The sequence below is a fragment of the Ramlibacter sp. P4_H7 genome, assembly GCF_056400765.1.
This window is the reverse complement of record NZ_JBFUKP010000009.1, coordinates 77,369-96,953: the sequence shown is the minus strand read 5'-3', so window position 1 is coordinate 96,953 and position 19,585 is coordinate 77,369. Positions and strand designations below refer to the sequence as shown.

At 69.4% G+C, this 19,585-nt stretch carries 18 protein-coding genes; 5 read left to right on the top strand and 13 right to left on the bottom strand.

Annotated features, from left to right (window positions below):
• Positions 1–66: 66 nt before the first annotated feature.
• Both AC1DSA_RS14110 and AC1DSA_RS14105 read right to left on the bottom strand, forming a co-directional pair.
• Positions 67–1,305 (bottom strand): GGDEF domain-containing protein, encoded by a 1,239-nt coding sequence (locus AC1DSA_RS14110; protein WP_477890177.1) that lies wholly within the window; start codon positions 1,303–1,305, stop codon positions 67–69.
• 57 nt (positions 1,306–1,362) lie between these two features.
• Positions 1,363–2,586, bottom strand: a complete 1,224-nt coding sequence (locus AC1DSA_RS14105; RefSeq protein ID WP_477890175.1) for a diguanylate cyclase domain-containing protein — start codon at positions 2,584–2,586, stop codon at positions 1,363–1,365.
• A gap of 92 nt (positions 2,587–2,678) precedes the next feature.
• On the opposite strand from AC1DSA_RS14105, the gene argA reads away from it, so the two are divergent.
• From argA to AC1DSA_RS14090, 3 genes are all read left to right on the top strand, one after another.
• A complete protein-coding gene (gene argA, locus AC1DSA_RS14100) occupies positions 2,679–4,028 on the top strand; it encodes an amino-acid N-acetyltransferase (RefSeq protein ID WP_477890173.1) in 1,350 nt (449 codons plus the stop codon).
• Between the two features lie 134 nt (positions 4,029–4,162).
• Positions 4,163–4,849, top strand: a complete 687-nt coding sequence (locus AC1DSA_RS14095; protein ID WP_477890171.1) for a dienelactone hydrolase family protein — start codon at positions 4,163–4,165, stop codon at positions 4,847–4,849.
• 13 nt (positions 4,850–4,862) lie between these two features.
• The gene (locus AC1DSA_RS14090; protein WP_477890169.1) at positions 4,863–6,209 is read left to right on the top strand and encodes an erythromycin esterase family protein; all 1,347 of its coding nucleotides are present in this window, start codon (positions 4,863–4,865) and stop codon (positions 6,207–6,209) included.
• A gap of 105 nt (positions 6,210–6,314) precedes the next feature.
• Here AC1DSA_RS14090 and AC1DSA_RS14085 read toward each other — a convergent pair whose 3' ends face one another.
• The 6 genes from AC1DSA_RS14085 to AC1DSA_RS14060 all read right to left on the bottom strand — a co-directional run bounded on the left by AC1DSA_RS14085 (position 6,315) and on the right by AC1DSA_RS14060 (position 11,739).
• On the bottom strand, positions 6,315–6,863 hold the full coding sequence (locus tag AC1DSA_RS14085; RefSeq protein ID WP_477890167.1) for a disulfide bond formation protein B: 549 nt from the start codon (positions 6,861–6,863) through the stop codon (positions 6,315–6,317).
• Positions 6,864–6,896: 33 nt separating this feature from the next.
• Positions 6,897–7,997, bottom strand: a complete 1,101-nt coding sequence (locus AC1DSA_RS14080; protein WP_477890165.1) for a sulfate/molybdate ABC transporter ATP-binding protein — start codon at positions 7,995–7,997, stop codon at positions 6,897–6,899.
• Entirely contained in the window at positions 7,994–8,893 is a 900-nt protein-coding gene (gene cysW / locus AC1DSA_RS14075; protein ID WP_477890163.1) for a sulfate ABC transporter permease subunit CysW, read from the bottom strand. Before cysW ends, AC1DSA_RS14080 begins: the two co-directional genes overlap by 4 nt.
• Positions 8,894–8,957: 64 nt before the next feature.
• On the bottom strand, positions 8,958–9,842 hold the full coding sequence (gene cysT, locus AC1DSA_RS14070; RefSeq protein ID WP_477890161.1) for a sulfate ABC transporter permease subunit CysT: 885 nt from the start codon (positions 9,840–9,842) through the stop codon (positions 8,958–8,960).
• Between the two features lie 7 nt (positions 9,843–9,849).
• Positions 9,850–10,845, bottom strand: coding sequence for a sulfate ABC transporter substrate-binding protein (locus AC1DSA_RS14065; RefSeq protein WP_477890159.1), 996 nt, complete (start codon positions 10,843–10,845; stop codon positions 9,850–9,852).
• A gap of 138 nt (positions 10,846–10,983) precedes the next feature.
• Positions 10,984–11,739 (bottom strand): IclR family transcriptional regulator domain-containing protein, encoded by a 756-nt coding sequence (locus AC1DSA_RS14060; protein ID WP_477890157.1) that lies wholly within the window; start codon positions 11,737–11,739, stop codon positions 10,984–10,986.
• A gap of 117 nt (positions 11,740–11,856) precedes the next feature.
• Between AC1DSA_RS14060 and pobA the strand changes: the two genes are divergently transcribed.
• Entirely contained in the window at positions 11,857–13,038 is a 1,182-nt protein-coding gene (gene pobA / locus AC1DSA_RS14055) for a 4-hydroxybenzoate 3-monooxygenase (RefSeq protein ID WP_477890155.1), read from the top strand.
• A 7-nt stretch (positions 13,039–13,045) separates the two neighbouring features.
• Here pobA and AC1DSA_RS14050 read toward each other — a convergent pair whose 3' ends face one another.
• Together AC1DSA_RS14050 and AC1DSA_RS14045 are read right to left on the bottom strand one after the other, a co-directional pair.
• Positions 13,046–13,510 (bottom strand): DUF4124 domain-containing protein, encoded by a 465-nt coding sequence (locus tag AC1DSA_RS14050; RefSeq protein WP_477890153.1) that lies wholly within the window; start codon positions 13,508–13,510, stop codon positions 13,046–13,048.
• Positions 13,511–13,575: 65 nt separating this feature from the next.
• Positions 13,576–14,550 (bottom strand): tripartite tricarboxylate transporter substrate-binding protein, encoded by a 975-nt coding sequence (locus AC1DSA_RS14045; protein ID WP_477890151.1) that lies wholly within the window; start codon positions 14,548–14,550, stop codon positions 13,576–13,578.
• Between the two features lie 136 nt (positions 14,551–14,686).
• Here AC1DSA_RS14045 and AC1DSA_RS14040 point away from each other — a divergent pair, with 136 nt between their 5' ends.
• Positions 14,687–15,580 (top strand): CoA transferase, encoded by an 894-nt coding sequence (locus tag AC1DSA_RS14040; protein ID WP_477890149.1) that lies wholly within the window; start codon positions 14,687–14,689, stop codon positions 15,578–15,580.
• A 24-nt stretch (positions 15,581–15,604) separates the two neighbouring features.
• Here the strand turns inward: AC1DSA_RS14040 and AC1DSA_RS14035 are convergent, their stop codons facing one another.
• The 3 genes from AC1DSA_RS14035 to AC1DSA_RS14025 all read right to left on the bottom strand — a co-directional run bounded on the left by AC1DSA_RS14035 (position 15,605) and on the right by AC1DSA_RS14025 (position 19,583).
• A complete protein-coding gene (locus tag AC1DSA_RS14035) occupies positions 15,605–16,489 on the bottom strand; it encodes an acyltransferase (protein WP_477890147.1) in 885 nt (294 codons plus the stop codon).
• 100 nt (positions 16,490–16,589) lie between these two features.
• On the bottom strand, positions 16,590–18,938 hold the full coding sequence (locus AC1DSA_RS14030) for a YgiQ family radical SAM protein (protein WP_477890145.1): 2,349 nt from the start codon (positions 18,936–18,938) through the stop codon (positions 16,590–16,592).
• A gap of 102 nt (positions 18,939–19,040) precedes the next feature.
• A complete protein-coding gene (locus AC1DSA_RS14025) occupies positions 19,041–19,583 on the bottom strand; it encodes an SH3 domain-containing protein (RefSeq protein WP_477890143.1) in 543 nt (180 codons plus the stop codon).
• Positions 19,584–19,585: the final 2 nt, after the last annotated feature.

Genomic DNA, 19,585 nt, shown 5'->3' with positions numbered 1-19,585 from the left:
GGATGTTCAGCGGAGCGGGCAAGACGGCACGGGCAAAAGCCCGTGATTATCCGATGCCCGGAGCGATCAGGCCGGGACCGCGCCCGGGGGCAGCGGCCGGGTCATCGCGCCGAGCTCGGCGATCTGGCCCACGTTCTCGTCGAAGAAGGCCATGCGGCTGGGGTAGCTCCAGGCGGTGCGCGCCATCGCACGGGCCGTCGCCACCGCCTGCGAGGGGCGCACCTGGGTGGTGGTGCCCAGCACCCCGATGCCGATGTCGGCCACCCACGCCGTGCCCGCGGCTTCCAGGCCGGCCGGGTCCCGGCTGGTGCTCAGCGCCACCGGCCGGCACAGCCGGTCGCGGATCTGGCGGGCCAGCTGCTCCAGCCGCTCGAGGTCGGGGGCATTGGGCACCAGCAGCAGGAAGCCGTCCTCGCCCAGGCGGCCCATCTCCGCGTTCTGCGGCACGCAGCGCCGCAGCCGCCCCGCGCAGACGAACAGCGCATGGTTGAAGGCGGCCCGGCCGTGCAGGTTCTCCAGGGCGTAGAGGTTGGCCAGGCTGACGGCCACCACGCCGATGGGGCGCGCTTCCGCTCCGCGCCGGAAGAACACTTCACCCACCATCTGCCCCGTTTCGCTGTGCGAGCGCATGCGCGTCACCGGGTCATAGCTGGGCCCGTGGGCCAGCACCTCGGACAGCTCCAGCAGGTAGGAGTAGCGCGCCCACAGCACCGAGGCGATCACGCACAGGTAGGCCACGCCCGCGAGCGCACTGATCGCGTGCACCGGCCAGGCGGTGGCGCCGCTCAGGGCGATCCGGCTGAGGCCGACGATTGCCACCAGCATGAAGACGATGCCGGCCACGGCGGTCCAGCCGGCACGGTCGCCACGCAGCGCGCCGCGCGCGGCCACGACCAGCATCACGGCACCAATCGAAAACGCGGCGATGGAACTGAGCGCCAGGGCCTGTGGCGGCTCCAGCACCCACCCTGCCGCCAGCACCAGCAGCCCGCCTCCCATGAGCGCAGCGGCGGCACGCCGGCCCACCGCCGTGTGCCGCACCATGCCCAGGGTCGACATCAGCATCAGCGCCAGGAAGACCGCGGTGATCACCGCCACGTGGGCCAGCACGCGCGCCTCCGTGTTCGGCGCCAGGGGCAGCCCGCCCAGGTAGGCGAAGGCGAAAGCGGCCGAAAAGACGGAAGTGAGGCCGGCGTTGAGCGCCACGCGCCGGTGCGACAAGCGGAAGGCCGCGAGCGAGAGCGCCAGCATCAGCGCTGCCGTGCAGAAGAACGCCCCCCAGAATCCCGCCGCCAGCCGATCCATGGCGGCACGATAGCGCAGCGCCCCGCGGGCCGCCAGAAGCAAAATGGGAAGTCGCGGCTACGCGACGCTCAGCGGGGGATCCAGCGGCAGTTCGGCGATCTGCCCGGCCTTCTCGTCGAAGCAGGCGATGCGCGTGGTGTAGGACCAGGCGGTGCGCGCCATGGCCCGTGCCGTGCTCACGGCCTGCGCGGGCCGGACCTTGGTGCTGGTGGCCAGCACGCCGACGCCGACGTCCGCGATCCACGTCGTCGCGCGGGCGTCCATGCGCCCCGGCTCCCGGCTGATGCTCAGTGAGACGGGACGCGACAGGCCGTCGCGGATCTGGCGCGCGAGCTGCTCCAGCCCGCGCAGGTCGTCCATGCTGCGCGTCAGCAGCAGGAATCCGTCCTCGCCGATGCGGCCCATCTCCACCGTCTGCGGCACGCAGCGGCGCAGGCGCCCGGCGCAGAGGAACAGCGCGTGATTGAAGGCCGCGCGCCCGTGCAGGTTCTCCAGCGCGTAGAGGTTCGCGATGCAGACGGCGAGCACGCCGACAGGGCGTTCCTCGGCCTCGCGGTGGAAGAAGACGTCGCCCACCAGCTGGCCGGTTTCGGTGTGCGATCGCATGCGGGTCACCGGGTCGTAGCTCGGGCCGTGCGCCATCACTTCGGAGAGCTCCAGCAGGTAGGAGTAGCGGCTCCAGGTCGCGGCTGCCATCACGGCCAGGAAGCCCATTCCCGCGAGTGCGCTCGCCGCGTGCACCGGCCAGGCCGCGGTGCGGTCCAGCGCGATCCAGCTCAGTCCGGCCAGCGACAGGAGCAGCAGCGACATGCCCGCCACGGTCGGCCGGCCGAAGCGGTTGCCGCCGGCCGCGCTGCGCATCGCCACCACCAGCATCACCGCGCCCGCGGAAAAGGCCGTCAGCCAGCTGAGCATCAGCGCCTCGGGTGGCTCCATCAGCCAGCCCGCGGCGATCACCACCAGGGCGAGCGCCGCGAAGCCACCGAACACGCGCTCGGCGGTGCCCGGTTCGCGCAACAGCCCCAGCAGGGCCAGCAACATCGGCGAGAGGACGGCCGCGGCCAAGATCGCGACGTGCGCCAGCACGCGGGCCTCGACCTTGCCCTCCATGGGAAGCCAGCCGAGGTAGGCGACGACGAAGGAGGCCGACAGGATGGCCGACAGCGCGGCCAGCAGGGCGACGCGCCGGCGCGCCCGCACGTAGGCCGCGATCGAGATGCCCAGCATGAGCGCCGCCGTGCCGAAGAAGGCACCCCAGAAACCGGCGGCGAGTGGGCTCATGACGGGGAACGATAGCGCAAATGCCACGTTCCACCGCAGGGCCCTCCCTTACACTGTCGCGCTGAAACCTCACCCTGCGCCGCCTGCCGCCGATGTCCGCGATCTTCAATTTCACCTTCGTCCCCTGGTTCCGCTCGGTGGCGCCCTACATCCACATGCACCGCGGCAAGACCTTCGTGGTGGGCATGGCGGGTGAGGCCATCGCCGCCGGCAAGCTGCAGCACATCGCGCAGGACATCGCGCTGATCCAGAGCATGGGGGTCAAGGTGGTGCTGGTGCACGGCTTCCGTCCGCAGGTGAACGAGCAGCTGAAGGCCAAGGGCCACGCCGCCCGCTATTCGCATGGCATGCGCATCACCGACGAAGTGGCGCTCGACTGCGCGCAGGAGGCCGCGGGCCAGCTGCGCTACGAGATCGAGGCGGCATTCAGCCAGGGCCTGCCCAACACGCCGATGGCGGGTTCGACGGTGCGCGTGATCTCGGGCAACTTCATCACCGCGCGGCCGGTGGGCATCGTCGACGGCATCGACTTCCGCCACTCCGGCCTGGTGCGCAAGGTGGACGCCGCGGGCATCAAGCGCACCCTGGACATGGGCGCGCTGGTGCTGCTCTCTCCCTTCGGCTTCTCCCCGACCGGCGAGGCCTTCAACCTGACCATGGAGGAGGTCGCCACCAGCGTGGCGATCGCACTGCAGGCCGACAAGCTGATCTTCCTGGCCGAGATCCCCGGCGTGCGCATCAAGCCACTGGAGGCGAGCGACGACGAGAACCCGATCGACACCGAGCTGCCGCTGGCGGCCGCCAAGCAGCTGCTGGGCAGCCTGCCGCCGGCGCAGAACCCGACCGACACGGCGTTCTACCTGCAGCATTGCGTGAAGGCCTGCGAGGCCGGCGTGGAGCGCAGCCACATCATCCCCTTCGCCGTCGACGGCTCGCTGCTGCTGGAGGTGTACGTGCACGACGGCATCGGCACGATGGTGGTCGACGAGAAGCTGGAGGAGTTGCGCGAGGCGACCGCCGACGACGTGGGCGGCATCCTGCAGCTGATCGAACCCTTCGAGAAGGACGGCACGCTGGTCAAGCGCGACCGCACCGAGATCGAACGCGACATCGCCAACTACACCATCATCGAACACGACGGCGTGATCTTCGCCTGCGCTGCGCTGTACCCCTACCCCGAGGCCAGGACCGGCGAAATGGCCGCGCTGACCGTGTCCCCGCAGAGCCAGGGACAGGGCGACGGCGAGAAGATCCTGCGCCGCGTCGAGCAGCGCGCCCGCGCCATGGGTCTGGAGAGCATCTTCGTGCTCACCACCCGCACCATGCACTGGTTCCTGCGCCGCGGCTTCGTGCAGGTCGACCCGGACTGGCTCCCGGAGGCGCGCAAGCGCAAGTACAACTGGGACCGCAAGAGCATGGTGTTCGTCAAGAAACTGGACTGAAGCGGGTGACAAGCCGGCGCAGGAGTCCTATCGTGTCCTCCTGCAGCGGCCGGGAACTGCTCGTCCTACACCGCCGGCGCGCCACGCCGACAGCCAGGCGGCACCGACCGCTCTAGCCTCCAGGAGGAAGAGCGATGAACCAGGCGTCCCCCACCCCTTCCCTCCAGGAGGTCCGCATCCCCCTGGGCCCGACCTGGCTCCATGGCGACCTGGGCCTGCCGGACCGGCCGCAGGGCCTGGTGCTGTTCGCCCATGGCAGCGGCAGCGGACGCCACAGTGCGCGCAACCGGCAGGTCGCCCGCCGGCTCCAGGAAAGCGGCATTGCCACCCTCCTGTTCGACCTGCTCACGGCCGAGGAGGAGCAGGTGGACCTGCGCACGCGCGAGCACCGCTTCGACATCGCGCTGCTGACGCGCCGGCTGGAAGCGGCCGCCGAGTGGACGCGCGGCCAACCCGCATTGCGCGACCTGCCGCTGGGTTTCTTCGGCGCCAGCACCGGCAGCGCGGCGGCCTTGATCGCGGCGGCTCAGCTCGGCCACAAGGTCGCTGCCGTCGTGTCGCGCGGCGGCCGGCCGGACCTGGCGGGACCGGCGGCGCTGGCCGCGGTGAGCGCACCGACGCTGCTGATCGTGGGCGGCGCCGACCGCGAGGTGGTCGGACTCAACGAGGACGCGCTGGACCATCTCCAGTGCGAACACAAGCTCGAGACCGTGCCCGCCGCCACGCACCTGTTCGAGGAGCACGGTGCGCTGGAGCAGGTGGCGGACCTCGCCGCCGACTGGTTCGTGCGACACCTGCACCGCCAGGAGCACCCGGCCTGACCTGGGAGATCCCATGTCCCTTTCTTCCCTGCGCCACGACGGACTGCTGAAAGGATTGCGCCCGCACGTGCGCGCCCTGCCCGCCGCCGCCGCGGACGACAGCCTGCTGGTGGCGCAGCTGGCCCGGGCGAAGCTCGCCTTGCTGGGCGAAGCCTCGCATGGCACGCACGAGTTCTATGCCGAGCGCGCGGCACTGACGCAGCGGCTGGTCCGCGACCACGGCTTCAATGCGGTGGCGGTCGAGGCGGACTGGCCGGACGCCTGGCGCGTGAACCGCTACATCCGCGGCTACTCGGACGACGCGAACGCCGAAGCGGCGCTGTCGGGGTTCGAGCGCTTCCCCACCTGGATGTGGCGCAACACCGAGGTGCGCGACTTCGTCGAGTGGCTGCGCGAGCACAACCGCGGACGGGCCGCTTCCCGGCAAGTCGGCTTCTACGGCATGGATCTCTACAGCCTCTATGCCTCGATCAATTCCGTCCTCGAGTACCTGGACCAGGTCGATCCCGACGCCGCGCAGCGTGCGCGCAGCCGCTACGCCTGCTTCGACCATTACGGCGAGGACAGCCAGGCCTATGGCTACGCCGCGAGTTTCGGCATGAAGGCAAGCTGCGAGGACGAGGTGGTGCAGCAGCTGCGTGAGATGAACCGGCGCGCCGCCGAGCTCCTGGCCGGCTCGAACGAGGACCGCGCCAACGTCTTCTTCGCCCAGCAGAATGCGCGCCTCGTGCACAACGCCGAGGAGTACTACCGCAGCATGTTCCACGGCCGGGTGTCGTCCTGGAACATGCGGGACAGCCACATGGTGGAGACGCTGCAGGCCCTGGAGCGCCACCTGCAGACGCTGGCCGGCGAGGTGCGCATGGCCGTGTGGGCCCACAACTCGCACCTGGGCGATGCCAGCGCCACCGAGATGGGCGACCTGGGCGAATGGAACGTCGGCCAGCTCGCGCGCGACCGCTGGGGCGACGAGGCGCTGCTGGTGGGCTTCAGCACCTGCAGTGGCACGGTCACCGCGGCTTCGGCCTGGGACGCCGCCGCCGAACGCAAGCGCGTGCGCCCGGGCCTGCCGGGCAGCTACGAGGACCTGTTCCACCAGCTCGGCGAGGCGCGGTTCTGGCTGCCGCTGCGCGGCAACGCGGCGCTGGCGGAACTGCTCAAGGAGAAGCGGCTGCAGCGGGCGATCGGGGTGATCTACCAGCCGGCCACCGAGCGCCAGAGCCATTACTTCCACACCCGGCTGCCGGCGCAGTTCGATGCGTTGATCCACATCGACCACACGCGCGCCCTGCAGCCGCTGGTGCCGGAACCGGTGTGGCATGCCGGCGAACCGGCCGAGACCTATCCGAGCGGGTTGTGAGGGGGAGCTGGGGTTCCTGCGTCACCCCAGGCTACGAACAGCCCCGAGGCTCGCGAGGAGCCAACCCCGTAGGCTGGTGGTGAGCGACGCGAACCCCAGCGGGCTTCAGGCCGCGATGGGCGCGCTGACCCCGCGCTGGGTGCGGCGGCGCAACTGGCGCGCGAACAGCACGATGCTGACGACGCCGACGACCACGAACCAGACGAAGGACCAGTTGGCGATGGAGCCGCCCAGGAAGGTCCAATCGATCTTGCTGCAGTCCCCGCTGCCGCGGAAGATCATCGGGATCGCGCGCTGCAGCGGGAAGGTTTCGATCATTCCGTAGAAATCGCGGCCGCAGGAGGCGACCTCGGGCGGGTTCCATTGCAGCCAGCTCTGGCGGGCGGCCACGAAGGCGCCGAAGCCGGCCAGCACCAGCATCAGGCCGGCGCCCGCAAGGTGGGCACCGCGCGACCGGAAGGCCGCCGCCACACCCGCCGCTATGGCGACCAGCACCAGGGCATAGCGCTGCACGATGCACATGGGACAGGGCTCGAGGCCCACCACGTGCTGCAGGTAGAGGCCGAAGGCCAGCAAGGCCACGCAGGCGCCAGCCACCGCCGCCAGCACGCGCCGCGGCGCCGTGTCGAACCCGTCGAGGATCTTCCCCATCATTCTTTTCGGCCTCCCAGGGCGCCCCAGGGCATCTCAGATGCCGGCGCCACTCTCCAGAAACACCCGGGCGCGGCGCGGTGTCGCCACCAGCGTATCGCCCTCCCGGAATCCCATCTCCCGGAATTGCTGCGCAGGAATCTGCGCCTCGATCACGGAATCGAACCCCGCATTGTCCGCCTGTTTGGCACCGTCGACCGGCAGAAGTTCCAGCCGCGCCACGGACCCGACCACGATCGCCCGGGCCAGCTTGACCGGGATGCCGTTGGCTCCCGGCGTATAGCGCTGCACGTCCAGGTCGTGCGGACGGACGTAGGCCGAAGCCCTTTCGTTCTGCGCGCCCGCCAGCTCCGGCGAGGCGATCTGCATGCCTTCGAAATGCACCTCGCCCTCGTGTGCGCGGCCATGGAACAGGTTCACGTCGCCCAGGAAGCCGTAGACGAAGGGGCTGGCCGGATGGTCCCACACCTCCTGCGGCGAGCCCACCTGTTCGATGTTGCCGGCATTCATCAGCACAACGCGGTCGGCGACCTCCAGGGCCTCCTCCTGGTCGTGCGTCACGAAGATCGAGGTGACGTGCAGGTCGTCGTGCAGGCGACGCAGCCAGCGGCGCAGCTCCTTGCGCACCTTGGCGTCGAGCGCGCCGAAGGGCTCGTCCAGCAGCAGCACCTTGGGCTCCACGGCCAGCGCGCGGGCGAGCGCGATGCGCTGGCGCTGGCCGCCGGAGAGCTGCGAGGGAAAGCGGTCCGCCAGCCAGTCCAGCTGCACCAGGCCGAGGAGCTCGTGCACCTTCTGCCTGATCTTGTCTTCGGAGGGACGCTGGCCGCGCGGCTTCACCCGCAGGCCGAAAGCGACGTTCTCGAACACCGTCATGTGGCGGAACAGCGCGTAGTGCTGGAACACGAAGCCGACCTGGCGCTCGCGCACGTGCACCTCGGTCGTGTCCTCGCCGGAGAACAGGATGCTCCCGGCATCGGCGGTTTCCAGTCCCGCGATGATGCGCAGCAGCGTGGTCTTGCCGCAGCCGGAAGGCCCCAGCAGGGCGACCAGTTCGCCCGAATCGATGGTCAGGGACACGTCCTTCAGCGCACGGAAGTCGCCGAAATGCTTGCTGACGTTGCGGATCTCTATGCTCATGTGCTTCCTTCCAGGACCAGCGGACGTTCCTGCGGCAGCGCGGCGGCCGCCTTGAGCTCCCGTTCCTGCCGCCACTCGGCGACCGACTTGATCACCAGCGTCACCACGGCCAGCAGCGCCAGCAGCGACGCCACCGCGAACGCCGCCACGGACTGGTATTCGTTGTAGAGGATCTCCACGTGCAGCGGCATGGTGTTGGTCTGCCCGCGGATGTGCCCGGACACCACGGAGACGGCGCCGAATTCGCCCATGGCCCGCGCGTTGCACAGGATCACCCCGTAGATCAGGCCCCACTTGATGTTGGGCAGCGTGACGCGCGAGAAGGTCTGCCAGCCGGTCGCGCCCAGCACGATCGCGGCCTGCTCCTCGTCGTTGCCCTGCGCCTGCATCAGCGGGATGAGCTCGCGGGCGATGAAGGGGAAGGTGACGAACACCGTGGCCAGCACGATGCCCGGCACGGCGAAGATGATCTTGACGTCGTGCTCGGACAGCCAGGGACCGAACCAGCCCTGCGCGCCGAACACCAGCACGTAGATCAGGCCCGCCACCACCGGCGACACCGAGAACGGCAGGTCCACCAGCGTGGTCAGGAAGGCCTTGCCGCGGAACTCGTACTTGGCGATCGCCCAGGCGGCGGCCACGCCGAACACCAGGTTCAAGGGGACGGCGATGGCGGCCGTGACGAGCGTGAGGCGGATCGCCGACCAGGCATCCGGCTCCTTCAGCGCTTCCAGGTAAGCGCCGAATCCCTTGCGCAGCGCCTCGGTGGCGACCGCCGCCAGCGGCAGCACGAGGAACAGCAGGATGAAGGCCAGCGCGATGGCGATCAGCGTCCGGCGCACCCAGGGCGGCTCGGTGGTCGTGACGCGCCTGCGCGTGAGGTCGGTGGCCGCCATCACTGGACCCTCACCCCGGCCCTCTCCCGCATGCGGGAGAGGGTGAGAATGGACTTCGTCACCATCAATTGCCTCCCGCGCGCTTGCGCTGCCAGGCCTGCAGCGCGTTGATCACGAGCAGCAGGAGGAAGGAGAACAGCAGCATCACGCAAGCCACCGCCGTCGCGCCGGCGTAGTCGTATTGCTCCAGCTTGCCGATGATGATCAGCGGCGTGATCTCCGAGACCATGGGCATGTTGCCGGCGATGAAGATCACGGAACCGTACTCGCCGATCGCCCGCGCGAATGCCATCGCGAAGCCGGTCAGCAGCGCCGGCGCGATCGAGGGGAAGATCACCCGGGAGAAGGTCTGCCAGCGGGTGGCGCCCAGGCACATGGCCGCCTCCTCCAGCTCCTTCTCCGATTCCTCCAGCACCGGCTGCACCGTGCGCACGACGAAGGGCAGCCCGATGAAGATCAACGCGATCACCACACCGTTGCGGTTGAAGGCGAGCTGGATGCCAAGCGGCTCCAGGTACTGGCCGATCCAGCCATTGCCCGCCAACAGCGCCGTCAGCGAAATGCCGGCGACGGCGGTGGGCAGCGCGAACGGCAGGTCGACCAGGGCGTCGACGATGCGCTTGCCGGGAAACGTGTAGCGCACCAGCACCCAGGCCACCAGCAGCCCGAACACCACGTTGACCAGCGCCGCCGCGAACGACGCACCGAAGGTCAGGCGATAGGAAGCCAGCACGCGCGGCGACGTCACCGCCACCCAGAACTGGTCCCACGACAGCGAGAAGGTCTTGAGGACCAGCGCCGACAGCGGGATCAGGACGATCAGGCACAGGTAGAAGAGCGTGAACCCGAGGGTCAGCCCGAAGCCCGGGAGCACCTTGCGGCTGCCGCCCCGCGACGAAGATGGCGCCGCCGCCACGGAGGGCAGCGGCGCCGCGAGTGCGCCACTCATGCTGTCCTTACTTGACGGTGTAGATCTTGTCGAACTGGCCGCCGTCGTTGAAGTGCACCTTCTGCGCGTCCGCCAGCGACCCGTACAGCTCCTGCACGGTGAACAGCTTGATCGGCTGGAACGTGCTGCCGTATTTCTTCAGCACGGCCTGGTTGCGCGGCCGGATGTGGTGCTTGGCGGCGATCTCCTGGCCCTCTTCCGAGTACAGGAAGTTCAGGTAGGCCTTGGCCAGATCGGCCGTGCCCTTCTTCGCCACGGTGCGTTCGACCACCGCCACCGGGTTCTCGGCCACGATGCTCACCGAGGGATACACCACGTCCACCTTGTTGGCGCCGAATTCCTGGTTGACCGATTCCACCTCGGACTCGAAGGTCACCAGCACGTCGCCGATGTTCCGCTGCAGGAAGGCGGTGGTGGCGTCGCGGCCGCCGCGCGCGAGCACCGGCACGTTCTTGTACAGCTTGGCGACGAAGTCCGCCGCCTGCGCGTCGGTGCCGCCCTTCTTCTTCACGTAGCCCCAGGCGGCCAGGTAGGCGTAGCGGCCGTTGCCGCCGGTCTTGGGGTTGACGACGACCACCTTGACGTCCGGCTTCAGCAGGTCGTCCCAGTCCTTGATGCCCTTGGGATTGCCATTGCGCACCAGGAACAACATGGTCGACGTGGTGGGTGCGGCGTTGTCCGGGAAGCGCTTCTGCCAGTCCTTGGCCACCACGCCCTTGTCGGCGAGGAACTCCACGTCGGTGGTGGTGTTCATGGTGACGACATCGGCCTCCAGGCCTTCGGCGACGGCACGGGCTTGCGCGCTGGAGCCGGCATGGGACTGCTCGATCTTGACGTCCTTGCCCGCCGTCTTCTTGTAGAACGGCACGAAGGCGGCGTTGATGTCCTTGTAGAACTCGCGCGCCACGTCGTACGAGACGTTCAGCAGGGTCTGCTGCTGCGCGGAGGCGAGGTTGCTGGCGGCCAGCGCCGCGGTGGCCAGGAGGAGCTTGATCTTGTTCATGGGGAGTAAGGGGGTCCTTGGCCTTCCATGGGAGGCCTGACTCTGGTACGAGGATGTTCCGATTGTGGGGAGCAGCTCTTCCAACGACAACGAATATCTCGTTGTTACTTTATGGCCATCCGGGCATATCGAGGCCTCTCAAAGCAGCGGGCGCAACTCCCGCGCGGCCTCGAGCAGCAGCGGCAGCAGGTCCCTTTGCAACGACTTCGGCTCCAGCCTCTGCCGGGTGGTGACCACGTTGAGCGCCGCCACGGTGCGGCCGTCCATGTCCCGTAGCGGCACGGCGACCGCGTGCACCCCCAGCTCGTGCTCCTCGCTTGCGACGCAGTAGTCCTGCGCGCGCACCTGCTCGATCAGCCCGCGGAAGGCACGCGGCTCGACCACCGTGTGGCCGGTCAGGCGCGGCAGCTCCCTGCCCTTGAGCCAGGCGGCGAGTTCGCTCTTCGTCTTGGCCGCCAGCAGCACCCGGCCGGTGGAAGTGGCGTGGGCCGGCAGCCGTGCGCCCAGGTGCAGGCCATAGGCCAGCTGCGCCGAACCGCTGCGGGCGACGATCACCACGTTGTCGCCGTCCAGCACGACCGCGGAGAACGATTCGCCGGTGAGGCCCGCCAGGCGGTTGAGCGTCGGCTGGATCGCGCGCGGCAGGCGCGCCGACGCCAGGTAGCTGCCGGAAAAGCGCAGGACCTTGGACGACAGCCAGAACCAGCCGCCGTCGGTCTCCAGGTAGCCCAGGTGCGCCAGCGTCAGCAGGTGCCGCCGTGCGGCGGCCCGCGTCAGGCCGGCCCGCTCGGCCGCCAGCGTGGCGTTGAGCCGCTGCCGCTGGGTGTCGAAGCTCTCCAGCACGGCGAGGCCCTTGGCCATGCCGGCGATGTAATCCACGTGGGCGATCGTCATGGGGGCACCCGCATTGCGCGATGATCGCGCAGCCTGCACGATCATCGCACAACGTCGCGAAGAACCCCTGTTCGCCGCCCGGCGCGCGGCCTAAGCTGCGGGGCAGGAGACAACACCATGACCCTTCGCACCCAGGTCGCCATCATCGGCGCCGGCCCCTCCGGCTTGCTGCTCGGCCAGTTGCTGCACAAGGCCGGCATCGCCAACGTGATCATCGAGCGGCAAAGCGCCGACTACGTGCTGGGACGCATCCGCGCCGGCGTGCTCGAGCAGATCGCCGTCGACCTCATGGACGAATGCGGCGTCGGCGAGCGCATGCACCACGAAGGCCTCGTGCACGAGGGCATCGAGCTGCTGTTCAAGGGGGCCCGCCACCGCATCGACTTCCCCGGCCTGACCGGCGGCAGGACGGTGATGGTCTACGGCCAGACCGAGGTCACGCGCGACCTGATGGCTGCGCGTGCGGCCGCGGGGCTGGAGACGCACTACGAGGTGGGCGACAGCGTGAGCCTGCACGGCTTCGACGGCAGCAGCCCGGTGGTGCGCTTCCGCAAGGACGGCGCGGCGCAGGAACTGGCCTGCGACTTCATCGCCGGCTGCGACGGCTTCCATGGCATCAGCAGGGCCAGCGTGCCCAAGGGCACGATCCAGGAGTTCGAGAAGGTCTACCCCTTCGGCTGGCTGGGCCTGCTGGCCGACGTGCCGCCGGTGTTCCACGAGCTGATCTACGCGAACACCGACCGCGGCTTCGCGCTGTGCTCCATGCGCAGCCCTACGCGCAGCCGCTACTACGTGCAGGTGCCGCTGACCGACAAAGTGGAACAGTGGTCGGACGAGGCGTTCTGGAACGAGCTGCGCCTGCGACTGGACCCGGAAGCGCGCGAGCGCCTGGTGACCGGCCCGGCGCTGGAAAAGAGCATCGCACCGCTGCGCAGCTTCGTCGCCGAGCCGATGCGGTTCGGACGGCTGTTCCTGGCGGGCGACGCCGCGCACATCGTGCCGCCGACGGGGGCCAAGGGCCTGAACCTCGCGGCCTCGGACGTGAAGTACCTCGCCAACGGCCTCGTCGAACACTACAAGGAGCGCAGCAGTGCCGGCCTGGACCATTACTCGGACCGCGCGCTGCGCCGGATCTGGAAGGCTGAGCGCTTCTCGTGGTGGTTCACCCAGCTGATGCACAAGTTCCCGGGCGAAGGCCCGATCGCGCAGAAGCTGCAGGAAGCGGAACTGGACTACCTCGTGAACTCGAAAGCCGCTTCCAGCGCGCTCGCCGAGAACTACGTGGGCCTGCCGCTCTGAGGCGGCGCTACCGCAACGGTCCGCAGTCCGCCGAAGGGTCCGCCAGGTCGGGGCCGCACGCGGTGAAGGCTTCCGGCTTCAGGCCGGCCTCGGCGGTGCGATAGGGCGCGAAGCACGCCTGGCTGCGCTGGTACGCATCCCAGCGCGCCTTGCAATCCTGGCCCCCGGCGGGGGCAGCGACCGGCGCGGCGGGACGCACGGTCCCTTTGCTGCCTTCGTTGTCGGGCGTACGAGCCCGCCCCTGCGCGGCGGGCGCAGGCTCCCGTGTGTCCGTTCGCTGCGGCGGCGCGGTGACCGGCGCTGGCATGGACTCGCGCGTCATGTTGGCAGGCGGATTCGGCGGCGGCCGGTCGGAGACGTGGGGCGTGCCCTGGGCGTCCACCCAGCGATAGAGGTCTGCTGCACCCCCGATGGCGGGCAGCACCGCCCCGGCGAGGATGCAGGCCAGCAGCCGCAAGTGATGGGTTCGCATCCGTCTTCCCCGTGGTGGCGACCGGGCCAGTCTAGCCCGGCCGCTCGGGGAGGACTTGACCGGCGTCAGTCGGCGAACTTGCCGCCCGCCTTGATGACGGGGCCGTACTTGTCGATCTCGGACTTCAGCCACGCGTGCAGCGCTTCCGGCGTGTTGGTCTTGTCCGGGACGATCTCGGCGCCCAGGTCGTCCATGCGCTTGATCACGTCGGGATCCTTCAGCGCCGTTCGCACCGCGGTGTTCATGCGGTCGACGATAGGCTTGGGCGTTCCCTTGGGCGCGTAGATGCCGTGCCACACCACCACCTCGAAGTCCTTCAGGCCCTGCTCCGCCAGCGTCGGCGTGCTGGGCAGCACCTTCACGCGGTTGCGGGTGGTCATGCCATAGAGCTTCACGCTGCCGGCCTTGATCTGCGGCACGGTCTGCGTCGTCTGGTCGCACAGCACGTCCACCTGCCCGCCCAGCAGCGCGTTCATCGCCGGCGCGGTCCCCTGGAACGGCACTTCGGTCAGCTGCACGCCGATGGCGCGCTGGAACAGCAGGCCGCACAGTTGCGACACCGCGCCCAGGCCCGCCGTCGCCAGGTTGATCTTTTCCTTGTTGGCCTTGATGTAGGTGACCATCTCCTGCAGGTTGTTGGCGGGGAAGTCCTTGCGCGCCAGCAGCGTCATCGGCACTTCCACAGCCTGGCTCACGAATTCGAAATCCTTCAGCGGATCGAACGAGAGCTTGCGGTACAGCGCGGGCGCCGTCGCCATGCCGTTGTGGTGGATGAAGAACGTGTAGCCATCGGGCGCCGCCTTGGCGACGTAATTCGCGGCGACCGTGCCGCCCGCGCCCAGCTTGTTCTCGATGACGACGGTCTGTCCCAGGGACTTGGACATCGACGCGCCCAGCGTGCGGGCCACGACGTCGGTCGGGCCGCCGGCGGCGAACGGGACGACCAGGGTGATCGGCCTGGTGGGCCAGCTGCCTTGCGCCTGCGCGGTCGCCGCGATGGCAAGGCCGGCCAGAATGAAGAGGGACCGTTTGAACTGCATTCTTGTCTCCTGATGAGGGGCTGCCGCGAGGACGCCGGCATCGCCGCGAGGGTAGCGAGGCGGGCGCCGGCCTGCATCGGGAAGTACCCGACCGGACGCGACAGCCGCGCACTTCCACCTCTGCTAGCCTTCGCGCATGAGCCGTCCCTACGCACCGCTGCATGGCATCCGCATCCTGAGCCTCGCGCTCAACCTGCCCGGGCCCGCCGCCCTCATGCGCTGCCGCCGCATGGGCGCAACCTGCACCAAGCTGGAGCCGCCCTCGGGCGACCCCATGGGGCTTTACAACCCCGCCGCCTATGGCGAACTGCACGAGGGCGTGAAGGTGCTCCAGGGCGACCTGAAGACGCCGCAGGGCCAGGAGCTGCTGCACAAGGAACTGGCGCGCACCGACGTCCTGCTCACGTCGTTCCGGCCCTCCGCGCTGCACAAGCTCGGGCTGGCATGGAAGGACCTGCACGGCCGGTATCCCTCGCTCAGCCAGGTGGCCATCGTCGGCGCGCCCGGCGCGCGCGCGGAGGAACCCGGACACGACCTCACCTACCTCGCCGACAACGGCCTGGTGCCCGGCCTCGAACTGCCCGCGACGCTGTACGCCGACATGAGCGGCTCGCTGATGGCCGCGGAGTCGGTGCTGCAGGCCGCGCTGCGCAAGCACGAACGCTACGCCGGCGGCGGCGATCCGCATCCCGAAGGCCTGTACCTGGAAGTCGCGCTGTCCGATGCGGCCGCCTACCTGGCGTTGCCGCACCGCTGGGGCCTCACGCAGCCGCAGGGCTCCGTGGGCGGCGCGCACGCCGGCTACCGGGTGTATCCCTGCAAGGACGGCCGCGTCGCCGTCGCCGCGCTGGAGCCGCATTTCGCCGCCCGGCTGTGCGAAGCGGCCGGGGTGGCGGCCGGCGACGCGAAGACGATGTTCCGCAGGGAGACGCACGCGGCGGTGGCCGCGTTCTTCGCGTCGCAGTCGCGCGCGGAACTCGATTTCCTGGCCGTGGAGAAGGACCTGCCCCTCCACACCATGGGGGCCTAGTCAGGCGCGCAAACGCCGCGGCGCTCAGTTGCGCTGCAGCAGCGCCTCGAACTCGCGGTCCTTCTCTTCCCACAGCGCGGTGAGCCAGCGCTGGAACTGGCGGCGAAACGCCGGGTCGGTGGCGTAGTCGCTGGCGGCGAAGCCTTCGGGAATGGGCAGTTGCCGCACCCGAACGGCGATGCGCGGCACGCGGCCGGACATGAAATCCCAGAAGCTGGGCACGCCGTCGGGATAGACGATGGTCGCATCCACCAGCGAATGGAAGCGCTCCCCCATGGCATTGAGCGTCAGGGCGAGTGCGCCGGCCTTCGGCTTGAGCAGGTGGCGGTAGGGCGAGCCCTGTGCATCGTGCTTGTCGGACGTGAAGCGGGTGCCCTCGGCGAAGTTCATCACGCTGGTCGGCACCAGCGAAAACTTGCGGCAGGCGCGCAGCGTGGCTTCGTGGTCCTGCGCGCGCAGGTGCGGCCGGCGGCGCAGCGCCTCCTTGCCATGCCGCCGCATGAAGGGAAAGTCGAGCGCCCACCAGGCGAGGCCGATCACCGGCACGTAGATGAGCTGCTGCTTCAGGAAGAACTTGAGCAGCGGGATGCGGCCGCGCAGCACGTTCTGCAGCACGAAGATGTCGACCCAGCTCTGGTGGTTGCAGTTCACCAGGTACCAGCCGCCGGCGTCCAGTCCGTCGGCGCCCTCGACGTCCCACTGCGTGGGCTGCGTCAGGCGCATCCAGCCGCTGTTGCAGGCGACCCAGCCATTGGCGAAGACGTTCAGGACCGGGTCGATGCGCCGGCGCACCGGCTCGAACGGCAGCAGCAGCTTGACCAGCGCGCCGACGAACACGAGGGCGCACCAGAAGAGAGTGTTCAGGACGAGCAGCAGCGATGCCAGCACGCCGCGCAGCAGGGAAGGCATGAGGCCAGCTCCAGGGACAGGTTGTGGTTGCGATCTTCGCGCGGCTGCCGCACGGCCGTGTTGCGCAACGTCAAGCAAGCCGGGGTCCGGCTCCTTGCGTTCAGCGCGGCTTGCGGGGCGGCTTGGCGGCACCGGTGACGCGCGGCGGCAGGCCGGTGTGCTGCGTGAGCAGGCGGCCCTTTGCGGGCTGGGCCGGCGCACCGGTCGAATTCTTGCGCCGAGGGCTGGCATAGCTGCCGTCCGTCAACGGCTGGTAGGTCGGGATCAGGTGGTGCTTGCCGTTGCCGATCAGGTCGGCCCTGCCCATGGCCTTGAGCGTCTCGCGCAGCAGCCGCCAGTTGTTCGGGTCGTGGTAGCGCAGGAAGGCCTTGTGCAGTCGCCGGCGGCGCTCGCCGCGCACGATGTCCACGCCTTCGCTGTCGCGCGTGACCTTGCGCAGCGGGTTCTTGCCCGAGTGGTACATGGCCGTCGCCGTCGCCATCGGGCTGGGATAGAAGGTCTGCACCTGGTCGGCGCGGAAGCCGTTGCGCTTGAGCCAGACCGCGAGGTTCATCATGTCCTCGTCGCTGGTGCCCGGGTGCGCGGCGATGAAGTACGGAATCAGGTACTGCTTCTTGCCGACCTCTTCCGAGAACTTCTCGAACATCGCCTTGAAGCGCTCGTAGCTGCCGATCCCCGGCTTCATCATCTTCGTGAGCGGCCCCTGCTCGGTGTGCTCGGGCGCGATCTTCAGGTAGCCGCCCACGTGGTGCTGCACCAGTTCCTTCACGTACTCGGGCGACTGCACCGCCAGGTCGTAGCGCAGGCCGGAGCCGATCAGGATCTTCTTGATGCCCTTGAGCGCGCGCGCCCGCCGGTAGATCTTGACCAGCGGCCCGTGGTCGGTCTTCAGGTTCTGGCAGATGCCCGGGTACACGCAGCTGGGCTTGCGGCAGGCCGACTCGATCTCCGGCGACCTGCAGCCGAGGCGGTACATGTTCGCGGTGGGGCCGCCGAGGTCGGAGATCACGCCGGTGAAGCCTTCCACCTTGTCGCGGATGTCCTCGACCTCCTGGATGATCGAGTCCTCGCTGCGGCTCTGGATGATGCGGCCCTCGTGCTCGGTGATCGAGCAGAAGGTGCAGCCGCCGAAGCAGCCGCGCATGATGTTCACGCTGAAGCGGATCATCTCCCAGGCCGGGATCTTGGTCGCGCCGTCGTGCCGGCCGTGTTCGTCGGCGTACGCGGGATGCGGGCTGCGGGCGTAGGGCAAGCCGAACACGTGGTCCATCTCCGCCGTCGTGAGCGGGATCGGAGGCGGGGTGAGCCAGACGTCGCGCTCGCCGTGCGCCTGCACCAGCGCGCGCGCATTGCCGGGGTTGGTTTCCAGGTGCAGCACGCGGCTGGCGTGCGCGTAGAGCACCGGGTCCGACTTGACGGCTTCGTAGGACGGCAGGCGGATGACCGTGTGGTCGCGCGGCGGCGGCCGCTTCCGGACTCCCTCCCCCTCTGGGGGAGGGTTGGGGTGGGGGCGCTCGCGAAGCGCGGGGTTCGGGACGAAACGGAGCGGCTGCTCGGTCGAAAGAGCGCCCCCATCCCGGCCTTCCCCCAGAGGGGGAAGGAGGGAATCCGAAGCACCCTCTTCCTTCCTGCACGTCTCCCCCTGCGCCTTCGCCTGGTCGGCGATGGTCATGTAGGGGTTGACGTGGTCCTCGACGCGGCCGGGCGTGTCGACGCTGCTGGAGTCGATCTCGAACCAGCCCTCCGGCGTGGAGCGGCGCACGAAGGCCGTGCCGCGCACGTCGGTGATCTGCTCCACCGGTTCGCGGGCGGCCAGGCGGTGCGCGATCTCGACGATCGCGCGTTCGGCATTGCCGTACAGCAGCAGGTCGCACTTGGCGTCCAGCACGATGCTGTGGCGCACCTTCTCCGACCAGTAGTCGTAATGCGCGATGCGGCGCAGGCTGCCTTCCATGCCGCCCAGGATCACCGGCACGTCCTTGAACGCCTCGCGGCAACGCTGGCTGTAGACGATCGCCGCGCGGTCCGGCCGCTTGCCCGCCACGTCGCCCGGCGTGTACGCATCGTCGCTGCGCAGCCTGCGGTCCGCCGTGTAGCGGTTGATCATCGAATCCATGTTCCCGGCGGTGACGCCCCAGAACAGGTTGGGCTTGCCCAGCGCCTTGAACGCGTCGGCGCTGTGCCAGTCGGGCTGGGAAATGATGCCCACGCGGAAGCCCTGCGCTTCCAGCACGCGGCCCACCACCGCCATGCCGAAGCTCGGGTGGTCGACATACGCATCGCCGGTCACCAGCACGATGTCGCAGCTGTCCCAGCCGAGCGCATCCATTTCCTTCCGGCTCATCGGCAGGAAAGGAGCCGGCCCGAAGCGATGCGCCCAGTACTTGCGGTAGCTGGTGATCGGCTTCGCGGCGCGCGCGAAAAAGGAAACGTCGACGGGGGCGTTCATGCGAGGAGGCGGGGGGACCGGTGATTGTAGGGAGTCCGACCCGATCGCCGGGCAGGAGGGGTATTGCCGGCGATCCTGCGAGGCGCGGTGAGCCTGGCCAGCTCAGCGGGTGAAGCCCTGGCCGCGCGGCTCCGGCGCCGGGCTGACCATGGGTGCCCCGCCGGGACGCGAAGGTGCATCCGTCGGAGGCCGGATGCCGATGCCCGGAGGCCGGTAGCTCGGCGGCCCGGGCGGCGGGCGCAGGTCCGGCCGGCTCTGCCAGCGATGGCGATCCCGGTACCAGGGCCGGCCGGTGTAGTACACGCCCCAGTACTGCTCGATCTCGAAGCCGGCGATCGGGATGCCTGCGAGCGAGGCGACCGTCGGCAGCGGCACCATGGCGCCGCGGTGGTCGTAGTAGAGGGTCGAGGCGAGCACCCAGCCGTGCTCGTAGCCGGACCTCACGTCGCACCAGACGTAGTCCGGCAGGCAGCCGTGGATGAACACCTGGGCGCCGGGCGAGAGCTGCAGGACTTCGGGGTAGGAACTCGCCGGACCGGCGTACAGGCTGACCGTCGTGGCGGTGATGGCCACCGGCTGCGCCGCCACGGGCTGCGCCAGCAGCGCCGCGGCGCCAAGCAGGGACAGCAGGTGGCGCCGCTTCATCG